This window comes from Chryseobacterium sp. HNCC26DJ238 (genome assembly GCF_057180465.1).
The window spans coordinates 1-13,325 of record NZ_JBXUGI010000010.1; the positions used below are offsets into that span (position 1 = coordinate 1).

Below are 13,325 nucleotides of genomic sequence, written 5' to 3' on the forward strand. Positions count from 1 at the left end.
CAAGTATTCACTAAACATACTCAACTCTCAGCACACAGTTTATCTTTGATTTCATCGAATCTTCGATTTCCGGAGGAATCTAAACATAGAAAAATCCTAATATAGTTCTTAAAGAAATTGCACATTTTTTATAAACGCAAAGTTTTATCATATTTTAACCCAATGTGAATGAATATGAACAAATCATTAAATACAATAAAAAGTGGTTGACGATTTTATCTTTCCTGCGTATTCATGAGTATAGATCAAAGAATATGGATTTTGAAAATCAATGGAAGTCGGTAAAGAAAGAAAACCGCACAATGAAAAGTTCTTCAGATGAGAGGATCTGGAACGGTCTGGAGCGGAAAATTCAGTTTAGAAAAAAAAGCAGGAAATTTTTATCGGTTGCCGCAGTTCTTATTCCGCTTTTTGCCATTATGGGATTGTATTTTTTTGAAAACGGAAATGCTTTTACCAACAGGAGGGAATTGGTCTTTACCACTTCAGATATAAAAAAAGAATTTGTTTTGTATGATGGAAGTACCATTATTCTGGAACCTCAAAGTAAATTGATCTTAGCGGGAGATTTCGGATCAAAAACCAGATCCGTCTCTTTTACGGGAAAAGCATATTTCAGTGTGGCTAAAAATAAAAACCTTCCATTTATCGTAAATGCAGGAGGATTTAAAGTTCAGGTACTTGGAACACAGTTTATTTTGGATCAGAAAGAAAATAATAAAGTCTATCTGAAGGAAGGAAAAGTAAAAGTTGATTATAAAGGTCATTCTACCTTCCTCTTACCGAAAGAAACATGGCTGGCGGACAAAAACGGAATCGAAAAACATTTCTGTGATGAGGATGTTGAAAAGAAGTTTGATTTTAATGATCTGAAATTTAGTGAAGCCGTTACGCAACTTGAAGAAACTTATAACATCAGGATCGAATATCCGCAGGAATTTAAAAATAATATTATTGATGGAGATATTACCGGAAATCTCGATAAGGTACTTCGGACGGTAAGTTTTCCATTTAATCTTACTATTGAGAAAAATACAGAGAATCAAATTATCCTAAAAAAATAATGCAACGGTAATGGGGGTTACCGATGCATTGAATATCAATCAGTCAAATAACAACTAATTTCAGCAAAGCTATGAAAAAAACAACAATTAGCATGATGTTGTTAGGGCTTTTGTGTGCACCACAATTTTCCTTTGCAACCGCTAACAAATGTTTTCAACAATCTGTCAATCAAAGGAAAACTCCTTTAAGCAAAGTTTTTGAAAAACTGTCAAAAACACATGGGGTACAGTTCTTTTATTCTGTTTCAGACCTTAAGGAAGTCATGGTTGATGATTCAAAGATGAATTATCAGTCTTTCTCACAATCTTTAGATTACCTGAAGAAAAATGTGGGGCTTGATTTTAATGTGGATCGTAAAACGGTTACCGTAAGGCTTAACCAGAAAGCCCTTTCAAGAATTAGGAATGCATCTGCTGTTCAGTCGGCAGAATATGCCAATTTTGTACAGGATACTATGAAATCAAGAGAAAAAGCAATTGATGAAGTGGTGCTTGTCGGATATGGGAAACAAAGCAAAAAGAACAATTCGGGTTCTATTTCATCCATCGACGAGAAACAGTTGAAAGGCATTGCTTCCAGCAATTTCGGAGATATTATCGCAGGAAAAGCCACCGGAGTGCAGATCACACAGGCTAACGCCAATCCCGGCGGTTCACCATCCATCAGGGTAAGAGGGATAGGAACACTGACAGCAGGATCAAACCCTTTAATCGTTGTCGACGGGCTCCCTTTGACAGAAGGTTCAAATCTCAATGCCATCGACCCTAATTCCATTGCTAAAATCGATATTTTAAAAGATGCCGCTTCTGCAGCTATTTACGGTTCAAGAGGTGCCAACGGAGTCATCATTATCGAAACCAAACAGGGGAAAAAAGGAAGGATGAACATCACTTTTGATACCTACTACGGGATGCAGATGAGAAGTGACAATGTGAAACTGGTGAATGCATATGATATGGCAACTTTCCTTAAAGAAGCCAGGGATAATAATTATCTGTCCAAAGGCAGCAACAGAAGTGCTGCTGATAACAATGCCACAAGAGTAAGCAAAGGTGCTTCTCTGAGAGAACTGATCCCTGATTATCTTGCACCTTATCTGGCAAAACAGCCGGGACTGACGGATACCGACTGGTTAAATACCGTTATGAAACCTGCACCTATTAGCCAGACCTCACTGAATATTACAGGAGGAGGAGATAAAAGCAAGTATGCTTTTACTACCAGCTATTTCAGTCAGAAAGGGTTGGTGACCGGCACTGATTATGAAAAATTTTCAACAAGCCTTAACTTATCTACTAACCTTACAGACCGATGGAAAGTCGGGGTAACGATGACGCCTTCTTATGCTACGGGAACCATCAATGCCTCAGAAAACTCCAGGAGTTATAATCCGCTGCAGATGTCAACAACGATGTATCCTTTTTTTAAAGTATACAATGATGACGGAAGCCTTGCTGTTTCTCAACAAATTTTAGCCAATACTGCCACAGACGGAGCCTTGGTTGAAAATCCTGTTGCTGTCCAGGAAATGACCAACCGAAAATATACTTTATTTAAGGTCTTCGGAAATATTTTCACTGAGCTTGAATTATTTAAAGGCCTGAAATATAGATTTTCTGTAGGGGGTGATTATTCAAACTACAATTACAATTTCTTTGATCCTTCTACGGTAGGCGCTTACCGGGCCGCTGCTCCTGACGTTACTTTTGCCAACAGAACGGATTATATCCGTAAGAATTATCTGGTTGAAAATCTGGTTTCTTTTGACAGAAACTGGGGTTCCCATAAGGTGGATGCCATAGCCGGACAGTCCTTTCAGCAGGAAGACAATACCCAGCTTTTCACAGAAGCAACTTCATTTCCGGATAACAGCATCAGAAATATTGCCGGCGGAACCTCTTTTAAAAATACTTTAACGCAGTATCAATGGAGATTGCTGTCTTATTTCTCCAGAGTCAACTATACATATGATAACAAGTATAATCTTATGGCTTCTTACCGTCGGGACGGGTCTTCCCGTTTTGGTAAAAATTCTAAGTGGGGAGATTTTTATGCTTTGTCAGCAGGATGGACTGTGAGTAATGAAAACTTCTTTCCTGAAAACAGGATCCTGACCGATATGAAATTACGGTACAGCCTTGGAAGTAACGGAAATAATCAGATTCCGAATTTCGGCTCACTTTCTCTGATGAATCCGGATAATTATACTTTCGGTAATACACTGGCGCCCGGTTATACAACCGCAACAGCTCCAAACCCGAATATTTCATGGGAAAAATCAAGATCAAATAATTTCGGGGTAGATATTTCTTTGTTCAAAAACATTTTAAATATTTCTGCGGATTATTATATTCTCAACAGGAACGGCCTGTTACTGGATGTTCCGGTGCCTCAGCAATCGGGATTCAGTACCTCCCTTCAGAATATCGGAAAAATTAAAAATTCAGGTTTTGAATTACAGATTGCCTCCAAGACTTTTACTGTTGCTTCTGATCTTACCTATTCAGGAAGTTTCAATTTTTCAACCAATAAAAATGAAGTTGTTGCCCTGGCCAACGGTCAGAATCAGATCATCACAGGGGAAAATAATTTCTCTGTAACCAAAGTGGGTGGATCTATCGGTGAAATGTACGGTTACAACATTATCGGGATTTACAAAAACCAGTCAGAAATTAACAGTTCTCCTCATATCACCGGTACAATGGTGGGCGACTATATCATGGAAGATTTAAATCGTGACGGAAAAATTGATGTGAATGATAAAAGAAGTTTCGGAAGCGGAGTTCCGAAATATATTCTCGGCTTCAATAATAATTTCAGGTACGGGCTTTTTGAAATGAGTTTTACTTTATACAGCGAGATAGGAAAGAAAATTTACAATGCAGATGCAGTAACTACCCTTGAATCCGGTGAAGGTTTTGGAATGGCTTCGCAGTATTATTTTGATAACCGCTACAATGCAGTAACCAATCCGGATGGTTTTTTCGGGATGCCCAATATGAACTTTTCCAACAACAGAAAAGAAGCGAGAACCTCAAACCTTTATTTCAAAAATGCAGATTATGTAAGACTCAGATCACTTCGTTTAGCATTTAATTTACCTCAGTCCGTACTTAAAAATATAGGAGTGGAGAGCGCGCAGATTTATCTTGTCGGAAACAACCTGTTGACGCTTTCAAAATATAAGGGGATGAATATCGATGCTACATCTAACAATGTTCTTACCCAGGGATATGACAGTGCCAACTATCCTGTAGCCAAAATTTATTCAGTGGGTTTTAATCTTAAATTTTAATCATGAAATCGCAAGTTAAAAATTTAAAGGTATCTACAGACATTAATCAGGTACTTCTTTTTGGCTTTAAGAAAATAATAAATAATTTACCAATGAAAAAAATATTCATAACTCTGTTGAGTGTTTCAGTCATTACTTCGTGTTCATCAGATCTTTTAGACATCAATCCTGAAGCACAGAAAGTCTCTTCACAATTTTATAATAATGCATCTGAGATAGAGCAGGGTATCGTATCAGTTTACGGTTCGCTCCAATACACAGGGCAGTATCAGCTGGGAATGCCTGCATTGGGCGAACTGCCTTCTGATAATACCTATGACGAAGTTCCTGCCAATGATGCCTTTACCTATGGTGAACTGGATTTTTTTACCATTCAGCCCAACAACAGCCTGATTGCCAGTGCCTGGAAAGATAATTACATCGGGATCCAGCAGGCTAATATCATTCTGGCAAGAATTGGGAAGATCCAGGATATGACAGACGGTCTGAAAGCTTCGAGAATTGGAGAAATGAAATTCCTGAGGGCTTTAATGTACTTTAATCTGATCAGGATCTTTGGGGATGTTCCTCTGGTTTTAAAAGAAACGACGAATGTTAATGATTATTTCGGGCAGCCGAGAACTCCAGTTGCAGAAGTTTATTCAGCAATTGAGACAGATCTGAAAGAAGCTATTTCGCTTTTACCCGTTACCACCACGCAAAAAGGAAGAGCAACAAAAGGCGCCGCACTTGGGATAATGGGGAAAGTGCTTTTAACCCAGAAAAAATATTCTGAATCACTGACTTATTTAAGCCAGATCGAATCCTTAGGGTATCAGCTGCTGACCGACACGACGAAGATTTTTGATATCACCAATGAAAACAATGCCGAAATTATTTTTGACGTGCAGTTTGCTTCAGGTTTAAATGGAAATTCGGAAGGAAGTACGGCATTCCAAATGTTTAGTCCGTCAGGATCTGTTTCAGGTGCAAAGGGACATAATCTTCCGACCAAAGAAGTTTACAATCTTTATTCAGCCGGAGATACAAGACGATCTGCCTACATCGGTTTAACTTCCAGCGGAATTCCATTCAGTAAAAAACTGGTTAAGACTTCCAATACCATTGCAGACGGAGGAAGTAATTTTGTTGTGCTGAGGCTGGCAGACGTATTTCTGATGATGTCTGAATGTTATGCAGAACAGAATAACCCGGTCAGTGCCAATATATATATCAATAAGATCAAATCAAGAGCAGGAATCGCGACGGTAAATATTTCAACAAAAGACCTTCTGCTGAATGAAATAGACCGCGAAAGAAGGCTTGAATTAGTGGGAGAGGGTCACCGTTGGTTTGATCTGATCAGAACAGGAAAAGCGATCTCTGTAATGACCGCTCATTTTACCAATAACCAAGGGTACAGTACTGCGCAGATCGATGCTCATCATCTTCTGATGCCTGTACCTCAGGGACAGATCAATACTGATCCTGCCATTAAACAAAATCCCGGATATTAAATTTAAAATTAAAAAACATGCTTAAAAGTAAAATTATACAGTTATTCTTCATCGCTGTTTCATCACTGGCATTTGCACAGAAAAAACAGGTTTCTCTCTCAAAATTTCCTGATGACAAAGTAATGGTAGTCGCTCATCGTGGAGACTGGAGGGAAGCACCTGAAAACTCAGTGTGGGCAGTCAGAAAAGCGATAGAAAAAGGCGTGGATATGGTGGAAATCGATCTTGCCATGACCAAAGACAGTATCCTGATCATCATGCATGACAATACGATCGACAGAACGACTACCGGAAAAGGTAAACCTTCTGAATTCACGCTGAAAGAAATCAGAAATTTTAATCTCAGAGACGGATTGGGGGTAGAGACCCAAATGAAAGTCCCTACTTTAGAAGAAATTCTTGACATTACCGACGGTAAAATTCTGGTAAATCTTGATAAAGGATTTGATTATATAAAAATGGTATATCCATTGATCAAAAAACGGAATATGTTTGATCAGATTCTGTTTAAAGGTCATGAATCCTATTCTGAATTTAACGGGAAATATGCTGATATTAAAAAAGAGATCCATTATATGCCAATCATTCGCTTGGGACAGGCGGAAGACCTGAAAAACATTTCTGAATATCTTAAAAATTACAGAGTATACGGTTTTGAGTTTACGGTCGGTAACACTGAAAAGAACCTGATTGATTTTAAGACGCTGAGAGAAAATAAAGTAAAAATCTGGGTAAATTCATTGTGGCCTCATCATAATGCCGGAAATAACGATGATAAGGTCCTGGATAATCCCAATGTCTATGACTGGTATATCAGTAAAGGAATCAATATCATTCAGACAGACCGCCCACAACAGCTGATCCGGTATCTGAAAGCTAAAAACCTTTACAATTAGAAGAAAGCTTCAGGCAGGCAATAGGTTAATAAGTTAGTAAGTTATAATCCCGGTTTTAAAACAGCCGGGATTTTTCATTTTTAAGCTTATCAGAGCTGGCAATAATGAATACTTTTTATTCGGATACAGATCCGGATTTCAGATCCGGCATCGTGGCAGATTTTATTTCTACATCTGACTATCACATTGTTCTATACTTGTCACTTTAACGTATTTTTAACTCCGGCATCAGTTTATTTTGGCAGAAATATACAGCGAATAGACGTACATTTATCCCCTTAAAAATTAATGAAAGATGGGGATATTTGATATGTTTACGGAAGAGATTGCAATTGATCTTGGAACTGCTAATACCCTAATAATCCATAATAACAAAATTATTATTGACGAGCCGTCAATTGTTGCGATTGACCGTTTGACAGGGAAGGCAATTGCTGTGGGGACTCAGGCAAAAATGATGCAGGGGAAGACCCATGAAGACATTAAAGTTATTCGTCCGCTGAAAGACGGGGTCATTGCAGATTTTCATGCTTCTGAGCATATGATCAAAGAGTTTATCAAGCAGATTTCCGATATTAAAGGCAGGTTTGTACAGCCAGCCCTCAGAATAATGATCTGTATTCCTTCAGGAATAACGGAAGTTGAAAAGAGAGCTGTGCGTGACTCTGCCCAAAAGGTCAATGCCAAGGAAGTCATCCTGATATATGAACCGATGGCAGCAGCAATCGGAGCAGGGATTGATGTTGAAAGCCCTGAAGGCAACATGATTGTTGATATAGGTGGAGGAACCACTGAGATAGCTGTAATTGCTCTTGGAGGAATCGTTGTTGACCGATCGCTGAAGTTAGCCGGTGATGTCTTTACCAATGATATTTCTTATTTCATACGGTCACAGCATAATCTGGACATTGGTGAACGGACTGCGGAAAGGATTAAGATTGAGATCGGTTCTGCACTGGAAGAACTGGATTTTGTCTTAGAAGATATTACCGTTCAGGGAAAAGACCTTTTGACAGGTAAGCCAAAGGAAATCACCGTGAACTACAAGGAGATTTTCAAAGCATTGGACAAATCGATTATGAGAATTGAAGATGCCATATTGGAGACCCTTTCAATTACTCCTCCGGAACTGGCCACAGACATTTATAAAACAGGAATTTTTCTTGCAGGCGGTGGTGCCTTGCTCAACGGATTGTCTGAACGGATTCACAAAAAAACAGGTTTACCCGTTTTTGTTGCTGAAGATCCTCTGAGAGCAGTCGTTCGGGGAACAGGTATTGCTCTTAAAAATATTAATAAATTCAGATTTCTGATGAAATAAAAGAAGAAGTAAAAGTCTCTGCTCAATCAACAGCAGGCTCCTGTTTTATTAATTACATTTAAAGACTAAACTACTTTTATTCTTAAATAATTCTAAACGATATAAAATGAACCAGCTTAGTTTATTTGATGCGGAAGAATTTTACGAATTTCCAAAAGACCTTTTGGAATACAGGGAACATTTTCTGAGAAGGGCAGAGGCAGACCGGTTGAAGGAACATCTGCTTCGGACTGTTCCATGGCAGCAACGCACGCAGAAGATGTATGACAAAACGGTTCTGACTCCGCGCCTGACTGCCTGGTATGGCGGGGACGAAACTTCCTGTGAATCAGAAAATGATCAGAAAAAGGTAAATCCCTGGACTCCCGAACTGCTTTCCCTAAAAGAAAAGATCGAAAACAAATTCGGCTATCAGTTTAATGGAGTTTTGCTCAATCTATACCGTAATAACAACGATTCTGTAACCTGGCACCGGGATACAAAGAGCAGGTATGGCAGCCGGCCTGTCATTGCCTCGGTCAGCCTTGGCGAGACGAGAAATTTTGACTTTCGGAAGTTAGACCATCATCAGAACAAGTACAGCCTTCCTTTGCCACATGGTTCATTACTCATCATGAAAGGTGATCTGCAGGAGCATTGGGAGCACCGGATTGCCAAATCTTCCCTGCCCATGAAAGAACGTATCAATCTGACTTTTCGGTTGGTTCATAACGTGTGAAAATGTATGTAAAGATAACCTGATGGTTTGTATTCAGGATTCTGGTCTGTAGAAACTTTTACACAATTTCATCCATAAAAGTTTTGACCGTACCATCGGAAAAACTGATGGTCATCTGTTGAGCTGACTCAAAATCAATAAGATGTTCGGAGTTCTCCTTATCAGCTTTTGCTAAAATGGCAACTGTAAAGGGTGCTTCGGTTACATAGGATAATGCTCCGCTAAACCTCTTATTCTTTTTATATACAACTTCAATCTGTTCAATTGATTTTGTCATTTCAATAATGTTGTTCCTGATATCAGCCGTTATTACCATATTCTGCAATTGTATTGTTGGCAGGATTGACTGCAAATCATACGCCATTTAGTACGTATATCAGCAGAAACAGCAGGATAGCAATTACTCCGGACTAGACAGTAATTCCCCTCCTATAGAGTAGATTCTTTCATGGGAAGAAGACGGTGTAGTTATGCAGAAGGTTAAATTTAGATAACTAAAACACATCGCCGTTGCTGAGTGTAACGCCCTGGCGACCGAAAAATATTTTCAGGATCATAAAAAAAATTGCGACCGTAGCGTTAAAGATCTTACAGAATCTTTAGAATTTCGGAATAAATCAAATTCCCGATACAAAATTATTTCAGAATTTCACTCGAATTGAGAGAAATCCTTGTTTTTCTGAAGATATGTTGAGTATAAAAATTCTGAACCTGTCAGATCAGTACAGGCCGTATAGACAATTCGTTGCTGATTAAGAATACTCTGATGGGTCAGTATTTTGAACGGAACTGGAATGAATACTTATCATGGAAAAGTGTTATATTATGATTCCCGTGGTTTTCAATAAGTGGCAGAATAATTGTAAATCATATTCTAAAAAAATCATGGAAAATTTCTCATTATTAAGTCTTATTGCTTTGATTGCCCCTGCTCTTATGCTTCTTGTCAGTATTTATTATGCTGCAAAAAGAATGGATACGGAGGCCGTATTACTGATAACAGGATCAGGTATCACTTTTGTAACGTCGCTTGTTTACAGTTTTATGCCTTATTACTTACAGAGTCGAAGTATGCCTTTCGCAGAAATGTCCGTTTATTATGCAGTTTTAGGAGGCATAAGCTTTATCGGAAGTATCATTTTTATTATCGGCTTTTTTATGTTAATTCTTAAATTTTTGAAAATATCAGGAAATCCGGATAAAAAATCAGTACTTTAAAATTTTTATCAGGTAATGTTGTAAAAGTGCCGGTACTGTCAGTCCTCAACAAAGCTTCCGATTTAGCCTTATTTATTCCGTTTATTTACTTAAATGAATGAAAATAGGATTACTATACTATTATTCTGCATATTATACACTAAGATTATTTTGAGCATTGCGGACAGATTCCGCTGACAACAAAATTATATTCATTTGCCTTAAAACCTTTTGGCAGTTCTACTGTTGGAATGACATTTTCAATGCAGATAACCGATTTACAGATTTCACAGTTAAAGTGAAGATGATTGTGCATATGGCTTGCCTTATTGCAGGAATCTGAGCATTTAGCGAAATTGACTACCCCGTCGATATTGGTGATTTTATGCACTTCCCCTTCTTTTTCTAGCCTGTCCAGTACCCGGTAAATTGTTACCCGGTTGCACAAATCACCCGTCATCTTCTGAATATCAGAGTGAGAAAGGGCGGTTTTTGAACTGTTAATAATGTTTAGTATTTCGGTCTTTGCACTGGTATTTCTGATCTGTTTCATTTTATTAATGCAACTTGGTTGCTTTTTAAATTTAGTTTATTTAGCTTTGCAACAAAGTTACAATAATTTGACAGCATTTTATGAAAATCAAGTTTTTAGATGTCACGGTAATATTTTCTGCAGCACTCCTTTTGATCTGCTTTATGATTTATCCTCTGTTGATCTTTTTGTTTTTAGATTCTTATCATTGACACTCTTATTTATCTTCCTTCTGATTGGTAAATACATTATTTATATACCCGCTGAAAAAATCTGTCGTCTTTATCCGGTTTATCTGTTCTGATCTGAATTTGTCTACTGGCAGATCATAAGGAAATCTGTTACTGCAGTTCTTATTAAAAAATATATCCATTCCGGATTTTTACGCTAATCATAATTCAATAATTCAATAATTCAATAATTTCAATAAATTTTATGAAAACAAAATCAATTTTTTTAAGCCTGTTCGCTGCTGGTTTCGTACATGCACAGACTGTTTTATGTACTTCAAATCTTGGCGGTGAGACAGATCCTCAGTTCATTGAAATCAATATTTCAGGAACCGCTTTTAATCATCTTACTTATGCTGCCCTGTCATCTTATTATCACCTCTATCCTGCATCAGGACAGACAACAGCAGATCTTACAGCCGGACAGAATTACAGTCTTTATGCATCAACTTCTTCAGAGGCTATTTCTGCTTTATGGCTTGATTACAATAATAACGGGATATTTGAAGCAAGTGAATATGTACTGTTAGCGAATTCAATGAATACTCAAAATTCATCCTCATTTCAGATTCCACTCACGGCAGCTGCCGGACCTGTGAAAATGAGAATCCGATCAAGAGCTTACGGCAGCGCTTTAACTGCATCCGATGCCTGCAGCAGTTTTGGTTCTGGAGAAACAAGAGACTACACGGTAAATATCGTCAGCAACTCATTATCCACTGCAGATTGGTCTAAAGAGGTCTTTTCAGAATATTATCCGAATCCTGTGAAAGATCAGTTTACAATACAGGGGCATGATCAGATAGAATCCCTAACCGTCAGTGATTTCTCCGGCAGAAAGATTTTTGAAAAGGAAATAAAAAGTAAAAAGAAAACGGTTGATCTGGGTAATCTGAAGCCAGGGAACTACATTATAACCCTGTTCATGAAAAATAGATCTGAAAATATTAAGATTGTCAAAGAGTAAGAACATAACAGAATGTTTGAAATAATAACATCCGGTAAATACAGGCAGATGGCAGGAATTATTCCTGTCATCCGCTTTATGATGTTTCGGATGGAATTGGTCGGTTTTTAAAGTATCTTTAGCTGCGATTTATTTGAGAGAACATCAGGATATTTTTTTACTGTAATGTTATCATCCTAGTGGCCGTACATAATAGCCAGGTAATATCTAACTTTAATGACAGGTATTTTATGATCGGACGTTTTCAGGTACTCATTTCGACATTATCCCAATCATTTTCACGGCTGTAAGCCCATTCCAGAGACTTACGTCTTTCATATACAAGTCCTTCGTTTAATTCAGACGGTCTTCCGTTCAGCCGCTCATTTACGCAGTACCAGTGAAGTCTGTAGTAGTAGTCCAGCATCGTATAAATCTCCTGTGGCTGTCGCATATTTGTTAAACAGTTGATTTTGTCGTTATTGTCACCCTGTTCAAGATCCGGTAAAAGCGAAGACATCTCATCGCTGACATATTTTTCAGCTTCCAGGTCGTCAGTCATGCCGGTTACCCACATCAGTGCCCATAACGCTTCCAGATACCAGCGAAGTGAATGTAACTCAACGTCTGTAAGTTCTTCATTGCTTTTCTTAAGAATTTCTTTTTCAGAAGATGAAAGAAATCGGGTCAAATTTTGGTTTTCAATCCATTCTTTTATAAGCTCGACAGGAGCTTCAAAAGCAATGTTGATCATTGCATTCATCACAGACATTCTGCCCTTTATTTCTTCTGTAGTCCGTAAAGAAGTTGTCTCCAGGATAGGCAGCCACTCATTCACACGATATCCTTTTTGTTTGATTATCCTGTCATTATCAGTTTTGATCTGTCGTTTTTGTTGGTCTGTCATCATCAGTTAATAGCAATGGTTAATTCACAATCAGATCAGCTAAAATCAAACCAATAATCTACAGGAATATTTTTTAAGACCTTATAGCAGTGAAAGTATAACCTGTTGAAATCTATTCAGAGGTCATACCATTGAAAAGTTAGGTACAGTTAGCTTCAGTGATAAAACTAAGTCTTTCAAAACTGATAAGCCAAACAGTCATTTATAATCAATGATATACGCAGTACTTTATTAAATTTCTTTAGTGATTTTAGTACTTAAATGGCATCATAAACTTTCATAATAGGCAAAAATTTGAAAAAAAAACGAAATATGACTGTGAGAAATTTATTGATTGTATCTTTGTGAAATGAATGAGATGGAACTGAAAATTCTTGAGCTTGTAAAGGCAAAACATAAGCAGTCGGGAGGGAATAACGGCAGCGGTTTTGGTGATTTTGACCATATCTTGCAGATGAGTCTGGAAGACCGGAATGCATTTCTGCAGCGGATGGCAGATGAAAAGAAAATTCAGATCAGAGATGGGGCAAACGCCAAAATGATCATGATGCCCAAATAATAGATAAAAGTGCAAAGTACCATATCTGACGATTAGGAAGGTTGGACAGGAAATTTTCAGAAATTGAATGTAAATGTCTATATGTTTCACGGATCATCCTTCTGGTTTCTAAGGGATTATATCATCACTAATCCATGATGTCTTTAAACAGGTACGTTCCAGG

12 protein-coding genes are annotated in these 13,325 nt (G+C 37.9%); 9 read left to right on the plus strand and 3 right to left on the minus strand.

Features of this window, described 5'->3' with window-relative positions; genetic code table 11:
• The first annotated feature begins 254 nt into the window (after positions 1-254).
• The 6 genes from AC2A07_RS10730 (at position 255) to AC2A07_RS10755 (ending at position 8,791) form a co-directional block, all read left to right on the plus strand.
• Entirely contained in the window at positions 255-1,064 is an 810-nt protein-coding gene (locus AC2A07_RS10730) for a FecR family protein (protein WP_484050381.1), read from the plus strand.
• Positions 1,065-1,135: 71 nt separating this feature from the next.
• Positions 1,136-4,360: a SusC/RagA family TonB-linked outer membrane protein gene (locus AC2A07_RS10735; RefSeq protein ID WP_484050382.1), complete on the plus strand. Its 3,225-nt coding sequence runs from the start codon at positions 1,136-1,138 to the stop codon at positions 4,358-4,360.
• Positions 4,361-4,452: 92 nt separating this feature from the next.
• Positions 4,453-5,856 (plus strand): RagB/SusD family nutrient uptake outer membrane protein, encoded by a 1,404-nt coding sequence (locus AC2A07_RS10740; protein ID WP_484050383.1) that lies wholly within the window; start codon positions 4,453-4,455, stop codon positions 5,854-5,856.
• Positions 5,857-5,873: 17 nt separating this feature from the next.
• Positions 5,874-6,752, plus strand: a complete 879-nt coding sequence (locus AC2A07_RS10745; protein ID WP_484050384.1) for a glycerophosphodiester phosphodiesterase family protein — start codon at positions 5,874-5,876, stop codon at positions 6,750-6,752.
• 295 nt (positions 6,753-7,047) lie between these two features.
• Entirely contained in the window at positions 7,048-8,073 is a 1,026-nt protein-coding gene (locus tag AC2A07_RS10750) for a rod shape-determining protein (protein WP_484050385.1), read from the plus strand.
• A 106-nt stretch (positions 8,074-8,179) separates the two neighbouring features.
• Positions 8,180-8,791, plus strand: coding sequence for an alpha-ketoglutarate-dependent dioxygenase AlkB family protein (locus AC2A07_RS10755; protein WP_484050386.1), 612 nt, complete (start codon positions 8,180-8,182; stop codon positions 8,789-8,791).
• A gap of 58 nt (positions 8,792-8,849) precedes the next feature.
• Here the strand turns inward: AC2A07_RS10755 and AC2A07_RS10760 are convergent, their stop codons facing one another.
• Positions 8,850-9,068 (minus strand): hypothetical protein, encoded by a 219-nt coding sequence (locus AC2A07_RS10760; protein ID WP_484050387.1) that lies wholly within the window; start codon positions 9,066-9,068, stop codon positions 8,850-8,852.
• 608 nt (positions 9,069-9,676) lie between these two features.
• Here AC2A07_RS10760 and AC2A07_RS10765 point away from each other — a divergent pair.
• Positions 9,677-10,009 (plus strand): hypothetical protein, encoded by a 333-nt coding sequence (locus tag AC2A07_RS10765; RefSeq protein WP_484050388.1) that lies wholly within the window; start codon positions 9,677-9,679, stop codon positions 10,007-10,009.
• A 145-nt stretch (positions 10,010-10,154) separates the two neighbouring features.
• Here the strand turns inward: AC2A07_RS10765 and AC2A07_RS10770 are convergent, their stop codons facing one another.
• The gene (locus AC2A07_RS10770) at positions 10,155-10,541 is read right to left on the minus strand and encodes a Fur family transcriptional regulator (protein WP_484050389.1); all 387 of its coding nucleotides are present in this window, start codon (positions 10,539-10,541) and stop codon (positions 10,155-10,157) included.
• A 414-nt stretch (positions 10,542-10,955) separates the two neighbouring features.
• On the opposite strand from AC2A07_RS10770, the gene AC2A07_RS10775 reads away from it, so the two are divergent.
• Complete coding sequence (locus AC2A07_RS10775; RefSeq protein WP_484050390.1) at positions 10,956-11,717, plus strand: GEVED domain-containing protein; 762 nt, start codon at positions 10,956-10,958, stop codon at positions 11,715-11,717.
• Between the two features lie 244 nt (positions 11,718-11,961).
• On the opposite strand, the gene AC2A07_RS10780 is transcribed toward AC2A07_RS10775, so the two are convergent.
• The gene (locus tag AC2A07_RS10780) at positions 11,962-12,606 is read right to left on the minus strand and encodes a DUF4272 domain-containing protein (protein ID WP_484050391.1); all 645 of its coding nucleotides are present in this window, start codon (positions 12,604-12,606) and stop codon (positions 11,962-11,964) included.
• A gap of 355 nt (positions 12,607-12,961) precedes the next feature.
• On the opposite strand from AC2A07_RS10780, the gene AC2A07_RS10785 reads away from it, so the two are divergent.
• Complete coding sequence (locus tag AC2A07_RS10785; protein WP_314499290.1) at positions 12,962-13,162, plus strand: hypothetical protein; 201 nt, start codon at positions 12,962-12,964, stop codon at positions 13,160-13,162.
• The last annotated feature ends 163 nt before the right edge of the window (positions 13,163-13,325 follow it).